The following is a 26002-nucleotide window of genomic DNA, read 5'->3' on the forward strand; positions in this document are numbered from 1 at the left end:
GGTCAAGGATGAAGCTGGAACACATGACATGGTACGACGTGGATGCACGCATTGGCGCTGGCGCCGCAGTGTTGCTGCCCGTCGGCTCAACCGAACAGCATGGACCCATGGGGCGGATCGGAACCGACACGATCTGCGCCGAAGCGGTGGCTCTGGCCGCTGCCGAGATCTGCAATGCCATCGTCGCACCGTCGCTGGCCTATACCCCCGCGCCGTTCAATGCCGGTTTTCCCGGCACGGTATCCGTGTCGGTCGGAACCTTCCACGCACTGGCCCATGAGGTTATCGAAGGGTTGTTGGATCAGGGTTTCTTGGGCGTTTACGTGGTTAACGGCCATGGCGCGAATCTGGAACCGCTGACCCAGGTCGCCGCAGGGCTTGCACCCGAAAAGATGCTGATCCGCAGCTGGTGGGAACCCGAGGCAGTGAATACGCTGCGCCGACAGCTCTATGGGGACTGGGAAGGCATGCACGCGACGCCTTCGGAAATCGCGATTACCCAATCCTTGCTGGGGGAATTGCCTGCAAATCAGGCCTCGGAACCGCCTGAAAAACTCAGCCCTGATTATCTGCGCGCCCACGCGGGCGACCGGCACGGCCCGCCCGGCGAACATCGCGCCCGGTTTCCAGATGGGCGCGTCGGCTCTCATTCTGCGCTGGCGCGACCCGAGCATGGGACGGAATTGCTGAAAGCCGCTGCCCAAGCCGTCGCACAGGAATTCACGCTGTTTCAGAGGTAAGCACCGAGGCAAGCGCCTCCCACTGACGGCGGGCAATCGCCTCTTTGGATGCCAGCAACCAATAGGTTTCCTGATGATCAAGAATATCGTCGCCCAAGCGTTCCAGCGTCCCAGCCTTAAGGTCACTGGCGCACAGCGCAAGCGACCCCAGCGCAACCCCCAACCCGGCCCGTGCCGCAGCAAGCGCGCTTTGGAAGGTGTCGAAGCGCAAACGTGACGCTGGCTCGGCCGCGATACTAAAACGGCTGCAAAAATCACCCCAGCCCGGTCGTGGACCTGTGCACGAAATGCGCGGCCAAGACACCCAATCACCGCCCTGAGCTTTCAGTTTGGGCGATGCCACTGGGACCATCGCCTCGCGATATAGCGGCAACCTATAGGCGTGCGGCCAATTGCCAGCGCCGTACCGGATCTGAATGACATCGTCGAACGAGGCCGTCTGCCCGCCCAACACCAAAGACTGAAAGGACAGTTTTGCCCCCGTCGCCCTCTGCATCTGCGCAAGGCGCGGGATCAGCCACAGATCGATGATCGACTGGCTGGCGGAAATGGTCAGGCGATTGCGGCCACTGGAAAAAAGCGCCTCAGAGCTTTCGCGCAGTTCCGTCAGGGCCGCCTGCACCACCGGCAACCAGGCCTCGCCCTCGACTGTCAGGGAAATCGTCCGGGCATTTCGGACGAACAGTTTCGAACCCAGTTGCTGCTCCAGATTGCTGATGCGCTGGCTGATCGCGGGTTGAGTCAAACCTGTCTCTTCTGCGGCGGCGGTGAAGCTGCCGCACCGGGCGGCGGCCTCGAACGCGCGAATCCATTCCAGATGCGGCAGTTGGAACTTGTGATCACTCATTAGCAAAACCGATACTTACTGCGGTTATTTCTGATTTGAGTTTATCAGCCCGATATAGAATTTGTAAGACAACACGCCACTTCCATCACCGAGAGTATGACCATGGAAATAGCCGTTGATCCCACTGGCAACGTTTTGACCCTGAAACAGGGCGACGATTGCATGCGCTTTCACGCGATCTGGTTGCGCGACAATGCGCAGGACGCCGAGACCCGCTCACCCGCGAACGGGCAGCGCCTGATTGCCCTGCGCGACATTCCCCGCGAAACCCGGATTGCCTCAGCCAACATTGGCGAGGCTGGCGTCGAGCTTCGGTTCGAACCCGAGGACAAGACCGTTGTCTTCAATACCGGCTGGCTGCGGGCCCATGCCTACGACCGCTCGTTTCAGCAATCCCGCGGATGGGTCGCAGATGACGTAGAGTGCTGGGATTCCAGCATCTCGGATAATGTGCCCACCGGAACTCTGCCCGAATTGGAAAGCGGCGGAGATGCTCTGAAAAGCTGGCTGGACGGGGCGACACGTTACGGTTTTGCCAAAGTCGAAGGCGGCCCGACCGAAGAAGGGGCTTTGTTCCGCGTTGTGGACCTGTTTGGTTATGTACGCGAAACAAACTACGGTCGCCTGTTCGAAGTCCGCACCGAGGTGAACCCAACCAATCTGGCCTATACGGGTTTGGGTCTACAGGCCCATACAGACAACCCCTATCGTGACCCGGCACCTACTATTCAGGTTCTTTATTGCCTTGAAAGCACTGCCGAGGGTGGTGAGAACATGGTGGTGGATGGGTTTGCCTGCGCCCGACGTTTGCAACAGGAAAACCCGGAGCATTTCGACGTTCTGGCCAACTATTGCGCCCGCTTTGAATATGCGGGGGAAGATGGTGTCTGCCTGACTTCGCGTCGCCCTTTGATCGAACTGTCCCCTGATGGAGAGTTGATTGCGATCCGTTTCAACAACCGGTCGTTGGCCACGGTAACCGACATTCCCTTCGACAAGATGGATTTGTGGTATGCAGCCTATCGTCGGCTGGGTGAAATCATCGACGACCCCAGTATGGAAGTCACCTTCCGCCTGAATCCCGGTGAGGCATTCATCGTCGACAACACCCGTGTTCTTCATGCGCGCAAGGCATATTCGGGAACAGGCAAACGCTGGCTGCAAGGTTGCTACGCCGATAAGGACGGGCTGCGGTCGACACGGGACGCCATGTGCCGCAAACCAGCGGAGGCCGCAGAATGACCGCACAAGACCTGACCGCCGAGACTATCGTCGATTTCCTCGGCTCGATCTTTGATCGCCGGGGCACCGAGGAATATCTGGGCGAACCCGTCACGATGGGCGAACACATGCTGCAGGGGGCCACGCTGGCCGAACAGGCGGGACACTCGGATGAGATCATCGCCGCCGCCTTGCTGCATGACATCGGTCATTTCACCAGCGAATTTGGCACTTTCACGATGAACGACACCGAAGATCGTCACCACGAGGACGCAGGGGCCGAGGTGCTGGAACGGTTCTTCCCGTCGATCATCACCGATTGCGTGCGCTATCACGTGGCGGCCAAGCGTTACCTCTGCGCCACCCGCCCCGAATATATGCGGCGCTTGTCCGAAGCCTCGGTTCATTCGCTGAACCTGCAAGGCGGACCGATGAGTGAGGCCGAGGTTTCAGCCTTCCAAAGCAATCCGAACCTCGATGCCATCATTGCCGTGCGGTATCTGGACGACGCGGGCAAGCAGGATGGTATGGACACACCGGATTTCTGGCATTTCGCCCCGCTTCTGCAGCGGCTTGTGGACCAGCATTGCAATCCTGTTGCCATCTAAACCTGCGCCGGGCGGTGCTTTGACCGCGCCGCCCTTTCCAATGTCCTGCGCAGCAAGGCAACCTTATGCCGAAACCTAAAGAGAACAGGAGAATGGAGTTGTAGTTCCGAATTTTATCGATAAAAAGATGTCGCAATCATAGCGAACACGAAAAGTATCGATAAAATGACAAACGCCGCTACGCCTTGGACTCGGGAAGCCGCCCAAGCCCTGTACGACCTTCCTTTGATGGACCTGTTGTTTCGCGCGCAAACCGTGCATCGCGAACATTTTGACCCCAACAAAATCCAGACATCCAAGCTTCTGTCGATCAAAACCGGTGGCTGCGCCGAGGACTGCGCCTATTGCTCGCAATCAGCCCGCAATGGGTCGACACTGTCGGCGTCGAAACTGATCGAGGTTCAGCGCGTTTTGACCGAAGCCCGCAAGGCCCGCGACGGTGGCGCGACCCGGTTCTGCATGGGCGCGGCGTGGCGCGAACCCAAGGATCGGGATATGGATGCGCTGGTCGCCATGATCGAAGGCGTGCGCGAGTTAGGCATGGAAACCTGCATGACGCTGGGCATGCTGGATGACAATCAGGTCATTCGCCTGCGCGACGCCGGGCTGGATTACTACAACCACAATATCGACACGTCCGAGCGCTACTATTCCGAAATCATCACCACCCGCACTTTTGCCGACCGGATCGACACGATGACCCGCGTGCAGGAAGCCGGCATCAAGGTCTGCTCGGGCGGCATTCTGGGCATGGGCGAAGAGGCGCAGGACCGTGTCGATATGCTGGTGACGCTGGCGAATATGAACCCGGCCCCGGATTCCGTGCCGATTAACATGCTGATGCCGCAAGAGGGAACCCCGCTGGCCGATGCGAAACCGATCGATCCGATCGATTTCGTACGCGTGATCGCCACCGCCCGCATCATGATGCCGACCTCTTACGTGCGCCTGTCCGCCGGTCGCAGTGAGATGAGCGACGAGTTGCAGGCGATGTGTTTTCTGGCCGGCGCGAACTCGATCTTTGTCGGCGAAACCCTTCTGACTGCGGAAAATCCCGAAGAAGACACTGATGCCATCCTGTTCGCCAAGCTCGGGATTCAGGCTGAAACTACCGCCGACGCATCTTGCACGGAAGCTGCTGAATGAAGGCAAAAGGCCGCATGCAATCGATGCTTGAGGTTCTGGACACCCGGCATCGCCGCCGGGTCCTTGCGCCCCGGCGCGGGTTGGATTTCGCTTCAAACGACTATCTGGGGCTGTCACACTCGCCGACACTGCAACGCGCGGCGCATGAGGCTTTGGCACGTGGCGTCCCGCTGGGCTCGGGCGGTGCTCGGCTGTTGCGGGGGAACCACCCAGAGCATGAAGCTTTGGAACGGGAAGCAGCCGCTTTCTTCGAGGCCGAAGCCGCCTTGTTCATGGGGGGCGGTTTTCAGGCAAATCAGGCGATATTCTCGACCCTGCCAGCCGCTGAGGACCTGATTCTGTACGATGCCCTTGTGCATGCCAGCGCCCATGAAGGCATGCGTCTGGGTCGCGCGCAAACGCGTGCGTTCTCGCATAACGACGCGCAGGACGCGCAGCTTGTCATCGACACGTGGCGCGCCAAAGGCGGCACTGGTCAGATCTGGATCGCAGTGGAAAGCGTCTACTCGATGGAGGGCGACCTTGCGCCGCTGGATACCTTGTCAGCGCTGGCCCTGGAAAACGACGCTGTCCTGATCGTAGACGAAGCGCACGCCACCGGCGTATTCGGGCCAAGCGGTAAAGGATTGGCGCACGGCGTTCAGGCCGAAGCTTTGACCTTGCACACCTGCGGCAAAGGTCTGGGGGTTTCCGGTGGCCTGATCTGCGGCCCGCAAGTGATGATCGATACGCTGATAAACCGCGCGCGTCCCTTCATTTTTGCTACCGCCCCTGCCCCGTTCACCGCAGCGCTTGTTCGGGCCGCACTGAGCCATCTGGCCAGCGAAGACAGCCTGATTGAGGCCGCCCGCGCGCGCATTCAACATGCCCACGCCGGGGCCCGACACGCAGGCATCCCACAACACGCATTAAACAGTCAGATTATCCCGGTCGTTCTGGACGATGAAGCCCGGACCATGACCGCTGCTGCCGCGCTACAGGCGCAGGGTTTCGATGTTCGGGGCATTCGTCCCCCAACCGTGCCGCGTGATACATCCAGGCTGCGGGTTTCGATCACAGGCAATGTCGATAACGCCGATGTCACCGCCCTGTTCGAGGCGTTGGCGCATTACCGGAAGGAGGCCGCATGAACACCGTCATTGTCACCGGAACCGACACGGGCGTCGGCAAGACCGTATTCTCTGCCGGGCTGACGGCGGCTTTGGGCACGCGATACTGGAAACCGGTGCAATCCGGTCTGGAAGATGCGACGGACACGGAAACGGTGGTGGCGCTGTCAGGGGCGGAAGCCCTGCCCGAGGCCTATCGATTGAATATGCCTGCCTCTCCGCATCTGTCGGCCGAGGACATGGGTATCGAGATCGAGTTGTCCCAACTGACCCTCCCTCAGGTCGAGGGGTCATTGGTTGTCGAAGGTGCCGGCGGCATTATGGTGCCTTTGAACCGCAGGCATTTCTACCTTGATCTTTTCGCGCATTGGCAGAAGCCCGTTGTACTGGTCGCCCGCACTGCACTTGGGACGATCAACCACACGACGCTGTCTTTGATGGCGCTACGTGACGCCGGGTGCCCTGTGATTGGCGTCGCTTTTGTCGGCGATCCCGAACCGGATGTAGAGCAAACCATTGTTCAAATGTGTGACGTCCGGCATCTGGGTCGGCTACCGCATCTCGACCCACTTTCGCGCGAGACGCTGACCAAGGCCTTTGATGCCATCGACGTTGACCATATCCGGAGTTTCCTGTGACACCTCTGGACTTTGATGCCCGCCACCTGTGGCATCCCTACACAAACGTGCTTGATCCCGGGGCCATGCATCTGATCACCGAGGCCGAAGGGGTTTGGCTGACGCGTGCGGACGGGACAAAAATGATCGACGCGATGTCGTCGTGGTGGTGCACGGTTCATGGGCACCGTCATCCGGCCATCGTCGGCGCGATGCAGAATCAGTTGGAACGCTTGCCCCATGTGATGTTCGGCGGTTTGACCCATGACCCCGCAATCTCGCTGGGCCGCGAATTGATCGACCTGCTGCCGGATGGGATGGATCGCATTTTCTACAGCGATAGCGGCTCCGTCGCGATTGAAGTCGCGTTGAAAATGGCCGTTCAGTACCAGATGGCCATGGGCCGCCGCGACCGGACGCAATTTGCCACCATCCGGGGCGGTTACCACGGCGACACCTGGAAAGCGATGAGTGTCTGCGACCCGGTCAATGGGATGCACGGGCTGTTCAGCAGTGCGTTGTCGATCCAGCATTTCCTGCCGCGCCCGCAAGTCCGGTTTGATCAGGATTGGTCCGAAGATCCCGAAGTCAACAGCCTGGGCGCGCTGGACCGGCTGTTAACCAATAAAAGCACACAGATCGCGGCGCTGATCCTGGAGCCCGTCGTTCAGGGTGCAGGCGGGATGTATTTTTATCACCCGGCGTGGCTGCAACAGGCGCAAGCGCTGTGCAAGGCACATGATGTGCTGCTGATCTTTGACGAGATCGCCACCGGCTTTGGACGGACCGGAGAACTGTTCGGCATGCACCACGCCAATATCATTCCCGATATCCTGTGTCTGGGCAAGGCACTGACGGGCGGCCACATCTCCTTGGCTGTCACTGTGACTTCTGAAGACGTCGCACGTGGGATTGGCGAAAGTGACGCGAGCGTACTGATGCACGGCCCGACCTATATGGCCAACCCGCTGGCCTGCGCCGCTGCTGTCGCCAGCCTTCAACAGCTATCCGTCCGCGACTGGCGGCAGGAGGTCAACTCCATCGCCGATCAGCTTGCGATTGAGCTGGCTCCGGCAAAGGGTCTGCCGGGTGTGGCCGATGTGCGGGTCTTGGGGGCTATCGGAGTGATTGAGATGGAAACCCATGTCGACCCATCGATCGCTCATCGTCGTGCTGCGGAAACCGGTGTCTGGCTCCGCCCGTTCGGACGCAACATCTACTGCATGCCCCCCTTCGTCATCTCACCAGACGAGCTGAGCCGGGTTACGGCAGCGATGTTTGCATTGGCGAGAAGTGCATCATGAAACATCGGTGGCTGGCCCGTACCGGGACCAAGAACCTGCTTCTGGTTTTTGGGGGGTGGGCACTGGGTTCTGCACCCTTCGAAGGCCTGTTGGGCGAAGACGATGTCCTGTTCGTTGAAGATTACCGACATTTGGACGACCCTCTGCCGAACCTGAAGCAATATGACAGGATCAACCTGCTGGCCTTTTCCTTTGGCGTGGCTTCGGCAGCGCATTGGCTGGAGCAGACCGGGTTCACGCCCGACCGATTGGTCGCCGCCAGTGGAACGTTGACGCCTGCTGATTCACTGACAGGTATCTCTCCGGACATGATCCGCGCAACGGCTGACCATTTGACCGAAGACAGCTTTGCCAAATTTTGCCGCCGCGCAGGAATACAGGCTCCTGTCCCCAAGATCGATCTGACCGCGGCCCGAGAGGAACTGCATGCCGTCATTGGCCGTGGCCCAGCCCGGGAACGCGCATTTGACCGCGTCTGGATTCCCCAGCGGGATCGCATCATTCCAACGCAGGCTCAGGCGGTCGCCTGGCAGCCTCAAGCCTCTACCGTTCGGGCGATACCTGGCGCTCATATCCCGTTTCGCGCCGGACAAAGCTGGAAGGATTGGATCGCATGAACGTCCAATTGGCTCAGCGCGTCCAGCGCAGCTTTAGCCGCAGCTTTGGCACCTATCACGAAGCCGCAAACCAGCAAGCCCGGATCGCCACGGATCTGGCACATCTTCTACGTGACCACGCTGCGCCGGATCATTTCAGATCGGCGCTGGAATTCGGTTGCGGCACAGGCCATCTGACCCAGCGCCTGAACGAATTCTTCACGTTCGACACATTCACCGTCAACGACTTGTCACCCAAAGCAAATTCGACCGCCCGGGCCGTCAATGCCACATTCCTGCCCGGCGACGCCCGCGTTGTCGAATGGCCAACGCAACCAGATCTGATCGCCACTGCCTCGATGATCCAATGGCTGCCCGACCCCGTCGCATTCCTGCGCAAGGCTGCGTCGGCACTTGCGCCCGGTGGCTGGCTGGCCGTGTCCGGGTTCGGACCGGATCAATATCACCAGCTTGTTCACTGCGGCTCGACCGCCAAGGCCCCCGGTCTGTGCAACCCACTCGATTTGATCGCAACTATCCAAGATCACCTAGAGATTGTGACCTACGGAGAGGCCCGGCAGGAGTTGCGATTTACCTCACCCCGTGATGTCCTGGAACATTTGCGCATAACCGGCGTGAATGGTCGCGCACAGAAAGGGTGGACCAAGTCCCGTCTCACACAGTTCACGCAGGATTACACCGCGCAGTTCGGTGATGAAACCGGCGTATCCCTGACATATCACCCGATTTGGGTCATTGCCCGCAAACCTGTGTGAACATCCGACAGGATTTACATAACAAAGCACAGGAATCGCGCCTCTCAAGCCCGGTGCAAAGGTTCATCTTCCCCACAGAACAACCCCGCAAATTCTGTGATGGAGAAAACAATGAATCCGACCAAACTCAGCGCCGCCGCGATCCTAATGGCGTCCGCCGCCGCAGCGGATGTCGAAACCCGTACCGTGACCTTCGAAAACGAGGGCGCGACCTTGTCCGGTACGCTCTATCTGCCGGAAGCGTTCGACGGCACCCCATTGCCTGCCGTTGTGGTGACAGGAGCCTGGACCTCGGTGCAGGAACAGATGCCTGCAAACTATGCCCGTGAAATGGTGGAACGCGGTTTTGCGGCCTTCACCTTCGACTTTCGCGGTTGGGGTAAATCCGGCGATCTGCCAAATGGCGTCCGTTTCGTCGAGAGCCCCGAGGCAAAGACCTCGGACATCGCCAAAGCTTTCGAGGTTCTGGCCACCCTGCCCGAGGTTGATGCCACGCAGATCAACGGGCTGGGGATCTGCGCGTCAGCCGGATACATGGTGGACGCCGTTGCTGGCAATCCGTTGGTCAAGCGTGTGGGATTGGTCGCACCGTGGCTGCAAAATAGTGAGATTGTCGAAGCCGTATATGGTGGGGCCGAAGGTGTGGCCGGACTGATTGAGGTATCCCAAACCGCCGAAAAGGCAGGCGGTCAGATCATCCCGGCAGCAGGCCCCGAAGGCGCCGAGGGCGTTTTAATGCCAATCGGCGGATACTATTACGAGGCCGACCGGGGCGCGATCCCTGAATATGACAACCAGTGGAACAATGCGGGCTGGGAGGGTTGGCTGACCTACCATCCTGCAGACAATCCCCAACGATTGGATAAGCCGCTGGCCATCGTCCATTCCGATAGCGCCGCAATTCCGCAAGGTGTTCGCAGCTTTCTGGAGGGGTTTGCCGGTGATGCCAGCATGCAATGGCTTGAGGACGTGACGCAGTTCGATTTCTACGACAACCCGGAAGACGTCGAGCGCGCTGCTGACACCGTTGCCGCCCATTTTCGGGCCGGTGAGCAGAGTTAAGCAATATTGGCACCGGTCTGGTTTGGCCGGTGCCCCGATCTGATCTTTGAACGGAGCATGAAGATGTCCCTTAAACTTATTACAGCCGTTGCTACGACAACTTTAGCAGGCACCATTGCACTTGCCGATCAGGCAGAAATCAATCGTTCAATCACGGACATCGCAGCCGGGGCGGATCGTCACCAATGGGATCGCGTCCGCGACGCTTTTGCCGATACCGTAACGACCGATTACACCAGCCTGTGGGGTGGGGAACCATCAACTCAAACCCCCGATGAGTTGATCCATGCATGGTCCGCTCTTCTGCCCGGTTTCGACAGCACGCACCATATGGTGACAAACGAAACGGTCACGTCACTGAATGGCAACCTCGCGACAGCCGAAGCCGATTTCACGGCGACACATCGCATCAAGGATGAGCTTTGGACATTGGGCGGACGTTACACTTACAAGCTGGAGCACAATGGTGACCGATGGTTGGTGACATCACTGACCATGACAGCGCTATGGGAAACCGGTGATCGCGGTCTGGTTGGAATCGCGGTCGAGCGTGTTGCAGCAAGTCAATAACGGCAGGCGAATGGGCAGGGCGGTTCTATTCCGCCCGAAAGCTTGCTGGTGTTGTGTCGAACTTGCGCCTGAAATGTTGCCCAAACCGGCTGACATCCTGATAGCCAACGCGCCAGGCAATTTCGGCAACGCTCAGCTTTGACGTTCGCAGCAATACCGAGGCCATGTCCAACCGGGCAGCAATGACGTATTGTAACGGCGACAAACCTACAGCGGTCTTGAACGCTTTTGAAAAATGTGCGGCGCTCATAGCCGCGCAATCTGCCATGTCCGACAGGGACAGATCTTGCCCAATATTGTCATGGATGTAATCCAACACCCGCGTCAGCCGTGCATCTTCAATATCAGCGTGCCAGTCCGGCGTTGGCTTGACTGTCTCGACGATCTGCGCGGCCAGCGCCCGTTGCATGGTTTCACGATACAGTGTTCCACCGCCCAACGCCGTGCTTGCAGTCAGGCTCAGGTTCAGAAGCAGGGGATCAATATCTCCGACGATGGGCTGAAAGTCCAAGCCACTTTCCAACCCAAACTCACCCAGCACACGGTCATCCAGACTGACCATCACAAATTCAAGGTCATCATCATACTCACAGATACCATTGCTGCCGGCCGGTAAAATCCACCCTTGGTTCCTGCTCAGCGGCTGATGTGTCCCGCGCGATGATCCGACAGCAAGACGGTGCCCAGGCTGGTCATTCAGGAAAATACCAACGGACAGGGACGGTAGTGAAAAATCGCCGCCGCCCGCAGGTAGGGTCGCCTTATTTGCAAAGACTTTTGCCATCGGCCAAATCTAGGCGATCACATGCCATTTTCAAAGACCCGCTTCAGATGCCCAAAGCACAGAAGCCCATATCCCAACCCTGATGGCCACCAGGGAAGCATAGTACAAAACGCTTCTGCTCCTTCGGCATACGACTGGCATTCCGACACAGGTTATGACGGAGAACAGCGAAAAAATGCAAAAATCGGTTAAATTTTAGTTGCCGAAACCGGTTTCGGAGCCAAAAAAAGAAAAATGGGAGCGAATCTGACACATCGGCGTGACACATCTAAGGTGGAACACCCACCTGTCTCCGGACGGATAAAACTGGATGAGCTGGCCGCTCATCTCGGGCTTTCAAAAAGTACCGTTTCAAGGGCGTTGAACGGATACACCGACATTTCCGAAACTACGCGTAAACGCGTCGAAACTGCGGCACGAAAATTGGGTTACCGGCCGCTCAGCCATGCTCAGGCCATTCGAACCGGGCGGGTTCGGGCCATTGCCATGGTTCTAAACAGTGACGAACCCGACGGCCACAACCCGTTCCTGCAAGAGTTTCTGGCGGGCGCTTGTGAGGCCGCCAGCGGGTACGACTGGACCATGACCATTTCGACAGCGCAGTCCGAACAGGATACGCTCAAGGTTCTGGGCCGCTTGGTCGAAGAACACAAAGCCGATGGTTTCATCCTGCCCCGGACTGCCGTCAACGACTCGCGCGTGCGGTTTCTACGCCATATGCAGGTTCCGTTTATCCTGTACGGGCGCACCGCCTATGGCCGCGCAAAACCACCTGAAAACACATCCTGGTTCGATATCTCCGGTGAAGCCGCCATCCGAAAAGCTGTTTTACGGCTTGCTGGATATGGACACACGCGCATCGGATATGTGGGTAGCGATCTGAAGTTTAACTACAGCAACCTGCGTCGTGACGGGTACTTTGAAGGGCTGAACGTTGCCGGGCTTCCCCTTGATCCAGAATTGGTACGCAATGGCGCAAGAACCCGAGAGGAAGGCGCTGAGGAAGGTCGGGCACTGCTGCGTCTGGATCGGCCACCGACAGCAATCGTTTTTGCAACCGATCTGGCAGCACTTGGGTTTTATTCTGTGGCCACGGATCTGGGTTTGACCGTTGGTCACGAGATTTCGGTGATCGGCTACGATGGAATCCCCGAGTGCCAATATGCCCGTCCGGGCCTGACGACCTTTAACGTCGATTCCCGCGCAGCGGGAGCGCGACTGGCGACACTTCTGATCCGTCAAATCCGCGGCGAAGATCCGGACACGTTACGCGAGCTTGGCGAGGCAACGCTGACAGAACGCGCATCCGACGGACCACCTACGCTGACCCCGGAAGGGTTGGCGGAAAAAATACTGAACTCCAACGAACGGAAATTGGGAGGAAACCACCAATGAAACTCACACCTAAAGCCGCGAAGCTGATGCTTGGCTCGTCGCTTGCACTGGCGCTGACCGCGCTGTCTGTGCAGGCCGACACGATCCGCTTCTGGACCACTGAGGAGCAACCAGAGCGTCTGGCCAGACAGCAAGAGATGGCCGACCAGTTCAAGGCCGAAACCGGCACAACGGTTGAGGTCATCCCGGTCACCGAAAGTGATCTGGGCACCCGCGCAACCGCTGCTTTTGCGGCCGGTGACCTGCCGGATGTCGTGTACCATCCGCTGCAGTATGCCCTGCCCTGGGCCGAGGCTGGTATTCTGGACACCGGAGCCGCCAGTGAGGTGATCGAGGATCTGGGCGCAGGGACCTTTGCCCCCGGCCCTCTCTCCATGGCGGCATTCGACGGTGAAACCGCGTCAGTTCCGGTCGACGGCTGGACTCAGATGGTGGTCTACCGCAAGGATCTGTTCGACGAGGCCGGTCTGGAAGCGCCCGATAGCTTTGCCGACATTCAGGTTGCGCTGGAAGCCTTGCATAACCCGCCGGAGATGTATGGTTTTGTCTCAGCCACCAAGGTTGACGAAAACTTCATGAGCCAGGTGCTGGAACATGTCTTCCTTGCCAACGGTGTCAGCCCGGTTGGCGCCGATGGGTTCCAGCCGCTGGACGAAGCCAAGACCACCGAGGTTCTGGACTTCTACAAAGCGATCTCCGAGGCCTCGCCTCCGGGTGAGCTGTACTGGAAGCAATCGCGCGAGCTGTATTTCGACGGCAAAGCAGCAATGATCATCTGGTCGCCCTTCATTCTGGACGAGTTGGCCGGTCTGCGCGACAGTGCCCCGCCAACCATCAACGACGACCCGACCTCGCGCGATCTGGCCAGTAAGACCGGCATCGTGACCAAACTCTCCGGCCCATCGAACCCGGATGGTGCAGCATGGGGTGACGTTCGGTATTTCGGCATCACCAGCGATGCGGACACCGATGCAGCAATCGACTTTGTGAAGTTTGCAATGGATGACGGTTACACCCAAACTCTGGCCATCGCGCCCGAAGGCAAGTTCCCGGTTCGCCGTGGCAACGCCGATAACCCGACCGCCTTTGCCGAAGCCTGGGCCGCGCTGCCCGTTGGCGTTGATCGTAAAGCACCGCTGGGTGATCTCTATGAGCAAGCCATGATCGATGAAATCGTTGGCGGTCTGGATGTTGCCCAGCGCTGGGGCGTGTCCGAGGGTCAGTTGGCGCTGGCGTCGAAGATGATCAACAGCCAGGCCATCAACCGCGTCGTTCGTCAGTATATTGACGGTGAAATTGACGCCGCAGCGGCTGTTGCCGCCATGAATGACGAACTCGCCAAAGTCGAATAACGCGACCCTACTCTGGCATTTGCAGCGGCGTTCACGCCGCTGCCCCCAACCCTTCGAGGTATCCCATGACTTCGGCCACCCCACCGACAGGAACCGGGGCGTTAGCCAAACGCGAGGCGCGTCTGGCCTGGGCGCTGCTGGCTCCGACCGTGATCAGTGTATCGCTTGTGGTGATCCTGCCCTTGCTTGCGATCATCTGGATCAGCTTCAAGCCGTTCACCCTGTCCGACCTGCGCCCACCTGCGCCGGTCGTGCGTGAAAGCCTGCGCGGATCCGGAGACGATCTGCGGATCGAATATCGAGTTCGGAACTCAAGCCAGGAAATCGCCGTTGGTGGCGTCACTCTGACCGACGTTCTGCCCGACGGCGTAACCGCCCGCGAAGTGACAAGCCCCTGCATTCTGGACGGGCAAAACCTGTTTTGTGATTTCGGCACTCTGGAAGGCGGTCAGCGCGAACGCATCCGTATTCCGATCACCGTGGACGGAGAACCGGATGCCTTCGAGGAGCTGATCGAAGGGTCCGAACCCGCCATGACTGGTAGCGGGCCCAGCGTGTTAACAAACTTCGAGTTCAGCCTTGAAAACTTCGCCCGCGTCTTTGACGGTGACGAGTTCTGGGGCGTGCTGTGGGTCACGCTGTTCTACACCGTCTTCGGCACCATCGGCGCCTTGGTGATGGGTCTGTTTGCAGCCTTGTTGCTGAACAAAAGCTTCAAAGGGCAAGGTATCATACGGGGGCTCTACCTGTTCCCTTATGTGGCCCCGGTCATTGCTGTGGCCTTTACATGGGTCACCTTGTTCGATCCATTCTCGGGCTCCGCAAATGCGTTGTTGGTTCAGATGGGCCTCAGCAGCGAACCAATCAATTTCTTCGGTGAACGACCACTGGCGCTGATCATGGTGACCGTGTTCGAGATCTGGCGCTATTTCCCGCTGTCCTTCCTGTTCATTCTGGCACGGATGCAATCCATCGACTCCAGCATGTACGAGGCGGCGGATATGGACGGGGCCTCTCCGTTTCAGAAGTTCTGGCTGCTGAGCATCCCGCAATTGCTGGGCATCCTCTCGGTGCTGTTCCTGCTGCGCTTCATTTGGACGTTCAACAAGTTCGACGACATCTTCCTGCTGACCGGTGGCAACGCGGGTACCCGCACGCTGACCGTGAATGTCTATGAACAGGCCTTTGCGATTTCCAACATTGGTGCAGGCGCGGCCGTGGCCGTGGTGATCCTGATGTGCCTGATCACTTTCAGCTTCGTGTTCTTCCGCTTCATCAGCCGCGAGGAGGGTCTGTGATGCGCAAAGGGTATATAACCGCCCCGCTTTTGGGCGCGCTTTGGCTGGTGGTGATCGCCACCACGATCGCCATCACCATGTCCTTCTCGACCGGGGCTGCGTTCCGACCACAGGCCCTGCTCTGCCTGATCTGGGGGGCTGCGGCCGGTTTGGTCTATGTCCGCTTCCCGACGCAACGCGCACCGGCCCGTTTAGGGGTTTCTGCCCTTTTGGGCCTGTCCTGCCTGACCGGGTTCGGGCCGGTATTGATTGGTTCCGACACTTCACTACAGGCGGTTCTGGTTACCGTGGTCGCAGTGGCCGTCATCATGCACCTTTCCATGGCGGCAATACTAAAAGAGACGCCGTTCGGAGAACTCACCCGTCACGAATACGAAGACGCAGTGATCCGGTTCTGCACCGGCTTCGGCTATATCTTCTTCACCGCGATTGTGATCATCCCCTTCTATGTGATGGTCATGACCAGCCTGAAATCACAGCAGGCTTTGTTGCAGAACCCGCTGGATTTCTCGGTCGACCTGTCGCAGGGCACCGAACTGTTCCGCAGCTACACCGAGCTGTTCCGCGATTTCAATTTCGGCACCTATCTGTGGACCTCGCTTTACGTCTCGGTCCTGACGGTGTTCATCACCCTGTTGTTCAGCGTCCCCGGAGCCTATGCCGTGGCACGGTTCCGGTTCAAAGGGCAAAAGGCGTTCTCACGCTCGATCCTGCTGATCTATATGGTGCCGATGATCGTTCTGGCGCTGCCGATCTACATTGCCTTCTCGCTGACCGGGCTGCGCAACTCGATCCTTGGCATTGTGATGATCTACCCGGTCACCACGATCCCGGTCGCTCTCTACATGTTGCAAGGCTACTTCCGGGGCCTGCCAACCGAAGTGGAAGAGGCCGGTCTGATGGACGGGCTGTCGCGGCTGGCGGTGATCTGGAAGATCACCCTGCCACTCAGCCTGCCTGCGCTGGCGTCGGTGTCGCTCTATGTCTTCATGATCGCTTGGAACGAGTTCCTGCTGGCCTTCATGCTGCTGGACGATCCGTCGAAATTTACTCTGACCCGAGGTGTCACAATGCTGAACTCCTCGGAAATACCCCGGCAGCACCTGATGGCCGGTGCGGTAATCGCCACCGTTCCAATCATGGCGCTGTTTCTGGGGCTTGAACGATTCATGACCAAGGGCCTGACTGCAGGATCCGTCAAAGGATGACCGAGATGAACCAACATACAAACCCCGACCGCGAGGCGCGCAACATCCTGATCGCCAATGATCGTGGCGGCTACACCATCCCGACCGAAGGGCTGTATCCTTACCAGTGGAACTGGGATAGCGCGATTGCTGCCCTTGGCTTCGCCGAGTTCGATATCGACAGGGCCTGGGTCGAACTGGAGACGCTGTTTACCGGACAGTGGGACGATGGAATGGTGCCGCATATCCTGTTCCACAAACAGGATGATGGGTATTTCCCCGGCCCGGATGTCTGGGGCGGCCATGGGCCGATCCCGTCCTCGGGCATCATCCAACCTCCAGTGGCCGCAACGATGGCACGAAAGATCTGGGAAAAGGATGGTGAAGCTGGCGAGGCACGCATTCGCGCGCTCTTTCCGGCTCTGCTGGCCTGGCATCGCTGGATCATGAAATGGCGGCTTGATGACCACGGCGCCGTTTGCACCACGCATCCATGGGAAGCGGGACGCGACAACGCGCCCGACTGGGACAAGGCCATGGAAGGGATCGATCCCAAAGGTGTTGGAGAATATCAGCGCCGGGACACCAGTCACGTCAACAGCGCCGACCGGCCTACGAAATACGACTACGATCGCTATATCAAACTGGTTCAGATCGGGCGTCAGGCCGACTGGGACCAACAGAAGCTGCTGAGCCTAAATCCCTTCCGGGTCGCCGATCCGACGATGACATTCATCACCCTGCGCGCCGCACGTGATCTTCTAGCGATTAGCGAAGAACTAGGTATCGCTGTGGACGGGCTAAGCGAAGACATTCAAAAGCTGGACGCCGGGGCGCGATCCTTATGGAATGACACGCTGAATTCGTTTGACTCGCGCGACGCGCTGACCGGTGACTGGGCAGGAAGCGTCTCAAACGCATCATATCTTTGTTGGTATGGGGGCCTCGATTCACAGCCCATGCTGGAGCGTTTGCAGGCAACGCTTGCGGACGTGCCCTATCCGGTTCCCAGCTATGACCCAGCAATGCCTAACTTCGACCAGCGCAGGTATTGGCGAGGACCCACCTGGGGGTTCATGAACATGCTGATCGGTTTTGGATTGGCTGATATGGGGCACCTGCCCGAAGCTGAGGCGCTACGTCAGAAAACAGCGCAACTGATCTCAGCCAATGGCTTCGCGGAATATTACGATCCACTTACCGGCAGCCCTGCCGGGGGCAATTCATTCACCTGGACTGCAGCTGTCTGGCTGCACTGGGCAGGGAGGAACTAATGGGCAGCATCGAACTGAAATCGGTCGAAAAATGGTTTGGCACGGCTCAGGTCATCAAAGGCGTTGACCTTAAAATCGAAGAAGGCGAGTTCATTGTTTTCGTGGGTCCCTCCGGCTGCGGAAAGTCCACGCTGCTGCGCATGATCGGCGGGCTTGAAGACATCTCGCGCGGATCGCTTCTGATCAATGACAGCGACGTTACAGACCATCCGCCCTCGAAGCGCGGCCTGACAATGGTCTTTCAATCCTACGCGCTATACCCGCATCTGACTGTGGCCGAAAACATGGGATTCTCGCTTAAAGTGGCAGGGGCTCCGAAGGCTGAGATCGCCAAGCAGGTCAACACAGCCGCCGAGGTTCTCAAGCTTGGGCCGTTCCTGGAACGTCGCCCAAAGGATCTGTCCGGCGGGCAACGGCAGCGGGTTGCCATTGGCCGGTCTATCGTGCGGGATCCTACCGCATTTCTGTTCGACGAACCCCTGTCAAACCTCGACGCAGCCCTTAGGGTGGAAATGCGGTACGAGATCGCAAAGCTTCACCAAAACCTGAAGCGGACGATGATCTATGTAACCCATGATCAGGTCGAGGCGATGACATTGGCCGATCGGATCGTCGTGCTTGAATACGGCAAAATCGCACAGGTCGGCACCCCGCGCGAGCTGTACGAACGCCCCGCCAACCTGTTCGTGGCCCAATTCATCGGCAGCCCGAAGATGAACATTTTGAACTGCACGACAACGGGTGGATCTTACCAGCTTGAGAATGGCGGCAGCGGCTCGTTCGACTTGTCTGGCTCGGCAAATAAACTCGGCATCCGGCCCGAGCACATCGAGGTCGTTGAACCCGGTGCAGGGCAGTGCGATGGCATCATCGAAGTCGTGGAATACCTCGGCGCGGACACCTTCCTGATCGTCGATTGCGGCACCGAGGAAAAAGTGACGGTGCGGTTGAATGGCGATACCGACCTGACGCCGGATACAAAGATCGGCCTGCATTTCGCGGCTGACAAACTCCGTTTCTTCGACGCGGACAGTCAGGCACTTTAGGCCTGGTTCGATTAGGCCTTTCAGCCCGGTGCAGTTTGCACCGGCCTCTTAGGCTTCCGACACCTGTTGCGGTGACGTGATCTGTTGGTGAACCTCGATCACGTTGCCTTCCGGGTCGTGAAAGAAAACCTGATGCCATTCCTTGGCGAAGGCGGTGCCGTAATCCGAATATGGAATGCCTTTGTCATCAAGAAGTTTCAAGAAAGCCTCGATATCGTCCGTGCGAAAGGCGATATGGCCTCGTTCGACCGGGTTGATCACCTGACCATTCCGGAAAGCCACGTCAAAGGCGCGCTCGGCAAGGTGCATTTGCATATTGCCTTCCGTCGCGAACTTGATTTTGCCGTCATAACCAGCGTTTTTCTGCGCCTCGGTACGTGGGAAATTCTGCTGCGGAATATCGTCCAGCCCAAGAACGTCTGTGTAAAAATCGTGCATGCGATCGACGTCATCCGCCACAAAATTGATATGATGAAATTCCAGTTTCATGTAATGCCTTCGCCTTTGGACAGTTTCGCCGAAAATCTTGTACCGTCAGAACCCACCTTATCCAAAGCCCTTGGCCAGTTCTAACGCCCCAATCTCTTCTAGCTGAGCCTTTGTCGCAAACCCGCAAAACACGAAGGTTGGTGGGATGCTGCGCTAAAGGAACAGATCACATACTTCTTTCCAACTTTTTTGTTTCTAATCAACGGCAACTGCAAAGCTCAAGATTTTGCATGCACAAACTAGTTACAAATTATTCGCTTCAAAAATGACCCAGATCAATTTCTGGCCCCGCGTTGAAGGCTAAGCAGACATACGAACGTTTACGCCCGCCAATATTGAGTCGCCAGCTAATGAGCCAAATGACCAGCAGGCGCGCTTTTCTAAGCGCGCAGCTACAGCGGAAGAATTCAAATGCGATCCGGCCTCCGGGGTCAGCCGCAGGCTTTGAAGAACTTTGCTCGCAATGCGACGACTGTGCAGCCGCGTGTCCTGAAAATGTCATTGCAATTGGCTCGGATGGCTTTCCGGAACTGGTCGCAGCCAATGGGCCCTGCACGTTCTGCGGCGCCTGTGCCCAGGCCTGCCCTACTCAGGCGCTGGATGCAGACCTTATCCCCAGCTGGCAATGGCGCGCCCGCGTCGAGGCATCCTCGTGCTTGTCAATGAACGGTGTCAGCTGCCGAATATGCCAGGACAATTGCGAACAGGAGGCTATTCGTTTCCGCCTTCAGCTTGGAGGCCGCGCGGAACCCACCCTGAATACTGAACTCTGCTCAGGCTGTAGCGGCTGCGTTGCGGCGTGCCCGGCGGGCGCGATCGCACTGCATCAGGTCAGCCTTGATGCCATGGAGGTAACCCAATGAACATTTGTGGATGTCTTGTCCACGTCGCACCGGACAAGTCCGAAACAGCCCGGGCTGCGATGGTCGGGACAAATGGCGTCGAACTTCATGCCGAAGCAGAAGATGGCCGTTTCGTTGTGGTCGTCGAAGACACGGCCGAACGGCTCGCCTCGGAAACCATCATGGATCTACATCAGATCCCCGGCGTGATTTCTCTGTCGCTCACCTATCACCATTTCGAAGATATAGCGGAGCAAGCTCCGCGCCCAGATGCCCCAAGCCAACCATCCAGCAGGAGGCCCATGCAATGACCACATCTGAATCCCGCCGCACATTTCTGAAAGCCTCCGCCGCAGCAGCTACTGCATCGGCCGCAGGCATTCCAATGACCGCCGGTCAGGCCAACGCGCAGGTCGCCGCGCCCGACATCCGCTGGGACAAGGCACCTTGCCGGTTCTGTGGTACAGGTTGCTCGGTTCTGGTTGGCACCAAGGAAGGCCGCGTCGTCGCCACACAAGGCGACCCGGACGCGCCGGTGAACCGGGGCCTGAACTGCATCAAGGGCTATTTCCTGTCCAAGATCATGTACGGTCAGGACCGGCTGACCACCCCGCTGTTGCGCAAAACCAACGGTGTATATGACAAGAATGGCGAGTTTGAGCCCGTAAGCTGGGACGAAGCTTTTGACGTTATGGCCGCCAAATGGAAAGAGGCGCTTGCCAAGAAGGGGCCGACCAGCATCGGCATGTTCGGATCGGGTCAGTGGACTGTTTGGGAAGGATATGCCGCCGCCAAGATGATGAAAGCGGGGTTCCGGTCGAACAACATTGACCCGAACGCGCGCCACTGCATGGCGTCCGCTGTCGTTGGTTTCATCCGGACCTTTGGCATTGATGAGCCGATGGGCTGCTATGATGATCTGGAACACGCAGACACGTTTGTGCTGTGGGGTTCAAACATGGCCGAGATGCACCCGATCCTTTGGTCGCGGCTGACCGATACCCGCCTGACCAAACCCGGCTGCGAAGTGCACGTGTTGTCGACCTACGAACATCGCTCGTTCGAGTTGGCCGATAACGGCATGGTCTTCACCCCGCAAACCGATCTGGCCATCCTGAACTACATCGCCAATTACATTATTCAAAACAACGCGGTGAACGAATTCTTCGTGCGCAACCACGTTAACATCACCAAGACGGCGACCGATATCGGTTATGGCCTGCGCGAAAACAATCCGTTGCAACAGGAAGCCGCGAACCCGAACTCGGGCAAGCTGGAAACCATCAGCTTTGACGAATACGCCAAAGCGGTCGAGCCTTATACGCTTGAATACGTGTCCGAATTGTCTGGCGTACCGGCCGACAAGCTCGAGAAGTTGGCCCAGCAATATGCCGACCCGACCCGTAAGGTCATGAGCCTGTGGACCATGGGCTTTAACCAGCACACACGCGGATCATGGGTGAACTCGCTGATGTACAACGTCCACCTTTTGGTCGGTAAGATTTCAGAGCCCGGCAATTCGCCTTTCTCGCTGACCGGTCAGCCGTCGGCCTGCGGCACGGCGCGCGAGGTCGGAACCTTTGCCCACCGCCTGCCCGCCGACATGGTGGTGGCCAACGACAAGCACCGCGAGATTTGTGAGACCGCCTGGAACGTACCTGCCGGAACCATCCCGCCCAAGCCGGGCTTCCATGCCGTATTGCAGCACCGCAAGCTGAAGGACGGCGACCTGAACGCCTATTGGGTGCAGTGCAACAACAACATGCAGGCCGCGCCCAATATCAACGAAGAAGGCTATCCCGGTTATCGCAACCCGGAAAACTTCATCACTGTTTCGGACCCCTACCCGACCGTCACCGCAGTCTCTGCCGACCTGATCCTGCCGACCGCCATGTGGGTCGAGAAAGAAGGCGCCTATGGCAACGCTGAACGGCGCACCCAGTTCTGGCGCCAGCAGGTCAAAGCGCCGGGTGAGGCGAAATCTGACCTGTGGCAGGTCATGGAATTCTCGAAACGCTTCACTGTCGAAGAGGTCTGGGGCGAGGAACTGCTGGCCACCATGCCCGAACATCGTGGCAAGACCATGTATGACGTTCTGTTCGCCAACGGCAAAGTGGACCAGTTCCCGCTGTCCGAAACCGCCGAAGGGTTTGACAACGACGATGCCGAACATTTTGGATACTACGTCCAGAAAGGCCTGTTCGAGGAGTATGCCGAATTCGGGCGCGGTCACGCCCACGATCTGGCCCCGTTCGACACGTATCACCAGGCTCGTGGTCTGCGCTGGCCGGTCGTGGACGGCAAAGAGACTCTCTATCGCTTCCGCGAAGGGTACGATCCCTATGTGCCCGAAGGCGCAGACGTGAAGTTCTATGGCAAGAAGGACGGCAAGGCGAATATCATCTTTGCCCCCTACGAACCCGCAGCGGAAGAGCCCGATGAAGAATATGATCTGTGGCTTTGCACCGGTCGTGTGCTGGAACACTGGCACTCGGGCTCGATGACGCGTCGCGTGCCGGAACTGCACCGGTCATACCCGTCCGCTGTGGTCTATATGCACCCCGAGGACGCACGGGAACGTGACGTGAGGCGCGGGCAAGAGATCGTCCTGTCCACCCGCCGTGGCGAAGTTGTCAGCCGGGTCGAAACCCGGGGCCGCAACAAAGTGCCGCGTGGTCTGGTCTTTATGCCCTGGTTTGACGAGCATCAGTTGACCAACAAGCTGACGCTGGATGCCACCTGCCCGCTGTCGAAAGAGACCGACTTCAAGAAGTGCGCCTGCAAGGTCGAGCGCGCGTAACAGGCTGGCAAGGCAAAGGTAAGACCCATGTCTCGCGTTGGTACACCCCTTTCGCCAAAGCGCCGCCGGTTCCTTCAGGACTCGGCGCGCGCAGCGGGCGGCTGCGTGGCAGCCGGGTCTCTGTTGGCCTGGCTGGCGCGGGATGCAAGGGCGTTACCTGCCGAGGCCTTGCGCCCGCCCGGTGCCCTGCCTGAAAAAGACTTCCTGTCTGCGTGTATCCGGTGCGGCCTGTGCGTGCGGGATTGTCCTTATGACACGCTCAAACTCGCGGAACTTGGTGTCGATGCCGCGGCTACGGGTACGCCATATTTCACCGCCCGGGATATCCCCTGCGAGATGTGTGACGACATCCCCTGTATCTCGGCCTGCCCGACCGGGGCGCTGGACCCCAAGCTGGACAATATCGATGATGCGAAAATGGGTGTGGCCGTTCTGGTCGATCAGGAAAACTGCCTGAATTTCCTCGGGCTGCGCTGTGATGTCTGCTATCGCGTTTGCCCGGTGATAGATGAGGCGATCTCGCTGGAAGCGTCACACAACACACGGTCGGGGCATCACGCAATCTTTGCACCCACCGTTCATGCCGACCACTGCACCGGCTGCGGCGTGTGCGAGAAAAGCTGCGTTCTGCCCGAAGCCGCAATCAAAGTCCTGCCGATCCGGCTGGCGCGCGGCAGCTCAGCCGATCACTATCGCCTGGGCTGGGAAGAGAAAGAGGCCAAGGGCGCCCCACTGGTCGACGACATCATTGATCTGCCAGACCGTTTGCCCGGAACCGGTACGGACACTCTATCTGCTCCCGGCGGGTTTCAGCCCTCTTTCAAACTGCCGGAGGTCACCCAATGACCGCCCGGACGCACACACCAATTGGGCACGAGGCCATTGAAGCCAAAGGGTGGGTCGGTGCCCATAAGTACCTGTTGTTGCGCCGCGTAAGCCAGATTGTCTTTCTGGGTCTGTTTCTTCTCGGCCCTTGGTTTGGTATCTGGATCGTGCAAGGCACGCTGGCCGGTTCCTTGACCCTTGGCGTATTGCCGCTGACCGATCCTTTCATTTTCCTGCAAAGCCTGATCGCCGGACATTGGCCGGAACTGACCGCCGCCATCGGTGCGGTCGTCGTTCTTGTCGCCTATGCTTTGATCAGCGGGCGCGTCTATTGCGCGTGGGTATGCCCGATCAACCCGATCACTGATGCCGCACACTGGCTGCATACAAAGCTTGGTCTGCAAAAAGGCTGGCAGCCAAAGCGCAATACAAAACTTTGGATTCTGACCACCGTGTTGATTGTATCCGGCATGGCCGGTGTCATCGCCTGGGAACTGGTGAACCCGATCACCATGCTACACCGGGGATTGATTTTCGGAATGGGCTTTGTCTGGGTCATGATCGGCGCGATCTTCCTGTTCGATGTGTTTGTCTCGCGCCACGGCTGGTGCGGCCACTTGTGCCCGGTCGGGGCCTTCTACGGACTGGTTGGCACAAAAAGCCTGATGCGTGTCAGCGCAACCAACCGGTCGGCCTGCAATGACTGCATGGATTGCTATGCCGTGTGCCCTGAAAACCAGGTGATCTCGCCCGCCCTTCGGGGCAAGGCAGAGAGCACCCCGCTGATCCTATCGCCGGACTGCACCAATTGCGGCCGCTGCATCGATGTATGTGCAGTCGATGTCTTCAAATTCACCCATCGGTTCGACGACCACCTCGTTCGATCATCCGATCCAGTTGCCGCGCCCAAACCGCGCGCCGCCAGACCTATCTAGGGGAGTGCCAAAATGAAAAAGTCGATCGTTACAGGCGGAATTGCCCTTCTACCCGTTTTATTGCTCAGCGGATGGGCCATTGCGCAATCCGCTCAGGTTGAAACTCTGCGTGGGGCCGAAGTAGACGAGCCGGTGCCGTTGGACCAAATCCACCGTACCGTTGAAGGACGTCAGCAGCGCAACTATCGCCAGCAGCCGCCGCTGATCCCGCATTCGATAGAACAATACCAGATCGACATTCGAACCAACCAATGCCTGTCGTGCCACGACTGGACCAAAGCGGGCGAGCGCAACGCGCCCACTTTGTCGATGACCCACTATCTGGATCGAGAAGGTCGCGAGTTGGATCAGATCGCAGGCACCCGGTATTTCTGTAACCAATGCCACGTTCCTCAGGCTGACGCCCCGCCCCTGGTGGAAAACGTATTCCAGCCCTCCACTGGCAACTGACCCAACGCAAGACTGAAAGGAGCACCGACATGGCAGACTCCCCCGAAAATCGCGGCTGGCTTGGTCGCCTCTGGAACACAATCTGGACGCCTGCGGTGATGTTCAGTTCCGGCTTTCTGATCCTCGCAGGGTTTCTGGCAGGTATCCTGTTCTGGGGCGGTTTCCACTGGACCCTGGAACTGACCAATACAGAAGAGTTCTGCGTCTCGTGCCATACCATGGAAACCAACCTGGGAGAGTATCGCGAGACGATCCACTACAACAACCATTCCGGTGTTCGCGCGATATGCTCGGACTGTCACGTACCGGACGAGTGGAACCACAAGATCAAGGCCAAGATCATGGCGGTCAAGGACGTCTACCATGAGCTGGCCGGCACCATCAGCACACCCGAGAAATACGAAGCCCATCGCCTCAGCATGGCCTCTGCCGTGTGGAAAAAGATGAAAGAATCCGACAGCCGCGAATGCCGCAACTGTCACAATTTCGACTATATGGACTTCACCATTCAGGAGACCCGCGCAGCGTCCGAACACCAGCGCGCCATCGACACCGGGATGACCTGCATCGACTGCCACCAGGGCATCGCTCATAGTTTGCCGCCAAACTATCTGGAAGAATACCAGAAGATATCAGACGCAGTCGACGGCGAGACGCTGCTGGAACACGCGGCGGCCTCTGGGGACGATATCCGAACCTTCCTGAACAAAGCGGACTGAACGGGGGCTT

General features: G+C 58.5%; 27 protein-coding genes. 24 read left to right on the top strand and 3 right to left on the bottom strand.

Annotation, left to right across the window (positions count from 1 at the left end):
* Positions 1–8: 8 nt before the first annotated feature.
* Entirely contained in the window at positions 9–740 is a 732-nt protein-coding gene (locus ACP0GE_RS08085; protein ID WP_424831467.1) for a creatininase family protein, read from the top strand.
* Here the strand turns inward: ACP0GE_RS08085 and ACP0GE_RS08090 are convergent.
* The gene (locus tag ACP0GE_RS08090; RefSeq protein ID WP_424831468.1) at positions 721–1587 is read right to left on the bottom strand and encodes a LysR family transcriptional regulator; all 867 of its coding nucleotides are present in this window, start codon (positions 1585–1587) and stop codon (positions 721–723) included. The two genes, ACP0GE_RS08085 and ACP0GE_RS08090, sit on opposite strands and share 20 nt — an antisense overlap.
* 96 nt (positions 1588–1683) lie before the next feature.
* Between ACP0GE_RS08090 and tmpA the strand changes: the two genes are divergently transcribed.
* The 10 genes from tmpA (at position 1684) to ACP0GE_RS08140 (ending at position 10596) form a co-directional block, all read left to right on the top strand.
* On the top strand, positions 1684–2829 hold the full coding sequence (gene tmpA / locus ACP0GE_RS08095) for a 2-trimethylaminoethylphosphonate dioxygenase (protein ID WP_424831469.1): 1146 nt from the start codon (positions 1684–1686) through the stop codon (positions 2827–2829).
* On the top strand, positions 2826–3416 hold the full coding sequence (tmpB, locus tag ACP0GE_RS08100; protein ID WP_424831470.1) for a (R)-1-hydroxy-2-trimethylaminoethylphosphonate oxygenase: 591 nt from the start codon (positions 2826–2828) through the stop codon (positions 3414–3416). Before tmpA ends, tmpB begins: the two co-directional genes overlap by 4 nt.
* Positions 3417–3581: 165 nt before the next feature.
* A complete protein-coding gene (bioB, locus tag ACP0GE_RS08105) occupies positions 3582–4562 on the top strand; it encodes a biotin synthase BioB (RefSeq protein ID WP_424831471.1) in 981 nt (326 codons plus the stop codon).
* Positions 4559–5692 (top strand): 8-amino-7-oxononanoate synthase, encoded by a 1134-nt coding sequence (locus tag ACP0GE_RS08110; protein WP_424831472.1) that lies wholly within the window; start codon positions 4559–4561, stop codon positions 5690–5692. The genes bioB and ACP0GE_RS08110 overlap by 4 nt, the downstream gene beginning before the upstream one ends.
* Entirely contained in the window at positions 5689–6309 is a 621-nt protein-coding gene (gene bioD, locus ACP0GE_RS08115; RefSeq protein WP_424831473.1) for a dethiobiotin synthase, read from the top strand. The genes ACP0GE_RS08110 and bioD overlap by 4 nt, the downstream gene beginning before the upstream one ends.
* Positions 6306–7592: an adenosylmethionine--8-amino-7-oxononanoate transaminase gene (gene bioA / locus ACP0GE_RS08120; protein WP_424831474.1), complete on the top strand. Its 1287-nt coding sequence runs from the start codon at positions 6306–6308 to the stop codon at positions 7590–7592. Before bioD ends, bioA begins: the two co-directional genes overlap by 4 nt.
* Positions 7589–8209: a pimeloyl-ACP methyl esterase BioG family protein gene (locus tag ACP0GE_RS08125; protein ID WP_424831475.1), complete on the top strand. Its 621-nt coding sequence runs from the start codon at positions 7589–7591 to the stop codon at positions 8207–8209. The genes bioA and ACP0GE_RS08125 overlap by 4 nt, the downstream gene beginning before the upstream one ends.
* Complete coding sequence (locus tag ACP0GE_RS08130; protein ID WP_424831476.1) at positions 8206–8964, top strand: methyltransferase; 759 nt, start codon at positions 8206–8208, stop codon at positions 8962–8964. The genes ACP0GE_RS08125 and ACP0GE_RS08130 overlap by 4 nt, the downstream gene beginning before the upstream one ends.
* A 111-nt stretch (positions 8965–9075) precedes the next feature.
* Entirely contained in the window at positions 9076–10026 is a 951-nt protein-coding gene (locus tag ACP0GE_RS08135; RefSeq protein WP_424831477.1) for an alpha/beta hydrolase, read from the top strand.
* 63 nt (positions 10027–10089) lie between these two features.
* Positions 10090–10596: a nuclear transport factor 2 family protein gene (locus ACP0GE_RS08140; protein ID WP_424831478.1), complete on the top strand. Its 507-nt coding sequence runs from the start codon at positions 10090–10092 to the stop codon at positions 10594–10596.
* Positions 10597–10621: 25 nt separating this feature from the next.
* Here ACP0GE_RS08140 and ACP0GE_RS08145 read toward each other — a convergent pair whose 3' ends face one another.
* Entirely contained in the window at positions 10622–11380 is a 759-nt protein-coding gene (locus ACP0GE_RS08145; RefSeq protein ID WP_424831479.1) for a helix-turn-helix domain-containing protein, read from the bottom strand.
* 234 nt (positions 11381–11614) lie between these two features.
* On the opposite strand from ACP0GE_RS08145, the gene ACP0GE_RS08150 reads away from it, so the two are divergent.
* From ACP0GE_RS08150 to ACP0GE_RS08175, 6 genes are all read left to right on the top strand, one after another.
* On the top strand, positions 11615–12775 hold the full coding sequence (locus ACP0GE_RS08150) for a LacI family DNA-binding transcriptional regulator (protein WP_424831480.1): 1161 nt from the start codon (positions 11615–11617) through the stop codon (positions 12773–12775).
* Positions 12772–14127, top strand: coding sequence for an ABC transporter substrate-binding protein (locus ACP0GE_RS08155; protein WP_424831481.1), 1356 nt, complete (start codon positions 12772–12774; stop codon positions 14125–14127). The genes ACP0GE_RS08150 and ACP0GE_RS08155 overlap by 4 nt, the downstream gene beginning before the upstream one ends.
* Before the next feature lie 65 nt (positions 14128–14192).
* The gene (locus tag ACP0GE_RS08160; RefSeq protein WP_424831482.1) at positions 14193–15425 is read left to right on the top strand and encodes a carbohydrate ABC transporter permease; all 1233 of its coding nucleotides are present in this window, start codon (positions 14193–14195) and stop codon (positions 15423–15425) included.
* Positions 15425–16633, top strand: coding sequence for a carbohydrate ABC transporter permease (locus ACP0GE_RS08165; RefSeq protein ID WP_424831483.1), 1209 nt, complete (start codon positions 15425–15427; stop codon positions 16631–16633). The genes ACP0GE_RS08160 and ACP0GE_RS08165 overlap by 1 nt, the downstream gene beginning before the upstream one ends.
* 5 nt (positions 16634–16638) lie before the next feature.
* The gene (locus tag ACP0GE_RS08170; RefSeq protein WP_424831484.1) at positions 16639–17886 is read left to right on the top strand and encodes an MGH1-like glycoside hydrolase domain-containing protein; all 1248 of its coding nucleotides are present in this window, start codon (positions 16639–16641) and stop codon (positions 17884–17886) included.
* Positions 17886–18932: an ABC transporter ATP-binding protein gene (locus ACP0GE_RS08175; RefSeq protein ID WP_424831485.1), complete on the top strand. Its 1047-nt coding sequence runs from the start codon at positions 17886–17888 to the stop codon at positions 18930–18932. Before ACP0GE_RS08170 ends, ACP0GE_RS08175 begins: the two co-directional genes overlap by 1 nt.
* Before the next feature lie 48 nt (positions 18933–18980).
* On the opposite strand, the gene ACP0GE_RS08180 is transcribed toward ACP0GE_RS08175, so the two are convergent.
* Positions 18981–19421, bottom strand: a complete 441-nt coding sequence (locus tag ACP0GE_RS08180) for a VOC family protein (RefSeq protein ID WP_424831486.1) — start codon at positions 19419–19421, stop codon at positions 18981–18983.
* 359 nt (positions 19422–19780) lie between these two features.
* Here ACP0GE_RS08180 and napF point away from each other — a divergent pair, with 359 nt between their 5' ends.
* Genes napF through ACP0GE_RS08215 form a run of 7 tightly spaced genes read left to right on the top strand, consistent with a single transcriptional unit; the run spans position 19781 to position 25992 of the window.
* Positions 19781–20284: a ferredoxin-type protein NapF gene (gene napF / locus ACP0GE_RS08185; protein ID WP_424831487.1), complete on the top strand. Its 504-nt coding sequence runs from the start codon at positions 19781–19783 to the stop codon at positions 20282–20284.
* Positions 20281–20574, top strand: coding sequence for a chaperone NapD (locus tag ACP0GE_RS08190; protein ID WP_424831488.1), 294 nt, complete (start codon positions 20281–20283; stop codon positions 20572–20574). Before napF ends, ACP0GE_RS08190 begins: the two co-directional genes overlap by 4 nt.
* Positions 20571–23063, top strand: coding sequence for a nitrate reductase catalytic subunit NapA (gene napA / locus ACP0GE_RS08195; protein WP_424831489.1), 2493 nt, complete (start codon positions 20571–20573; stop codon positions 23061–23063). Before ACP0GE_RS08190 ends, napA begins: the two co-directional genes overlap by 4 nt.
* Before the next feature lie 27 nt (positions 23064–23090).
* Positions 23091–23909, top strand: coding sequence for a ferredoxin-type protein NapG (napG, locus tag ACP0GE_RS08200; protein WP_424831490.1), 819 nt, complete (start codon positions 23091–23093; stop codon positions 23907–23909).
* Positions 23906–24823 (top strand): quinol dehydrogenase ferredoxin subunit NapH, encoded by a 918-nt coding sequence (napH, locus tag ACP0GE_RS08205; RefSeq protein ID WP_424831491.1) that lies wholly within the window; start codon positions 23906–23908, stop codon positions 24821–24823. Before napG ends, napH begins: the two co-directional genes overlap by 4 nt.
* 12 nt (positions 24824–24835) lie before the next feature.
* Entirely contained in the window at positions 24836–25273 is a 438-nt protein-coding gene (locus ACP0GE_RS08210; RefSeq protein ID WP_424831492.1) for a nitrate reductase cytochrome c-type subunit, read from the top strand.
* A 29-nt stretch (positions 25274–25302) separates the two neighbouring features.
* The gene (locus ACP0GE_RS08215) at positions 25303–25992 is read left to right on the top strand and encodes a NapC/NirT family cytochrome c (RefSeq protein ID WP_424831493.1); all 690 of its coding nucleotides are present in this window, start codon (positions 25303–25305) and stop codon (positions 25990–25992) included.
* Positions 25993–26002 lie beyond the last annotated feature (10 nt).

Origin of the sequence: Ruegeria sp. (assembly GCF_965243365.1) — a bacterium.
Taxonomy (GTDB): domain Bacteria; phylum Pseudomonadota; class Alphaproteobacteria; order Rhodobacterales; family Rhodobacteraceae; genus Ruegeria.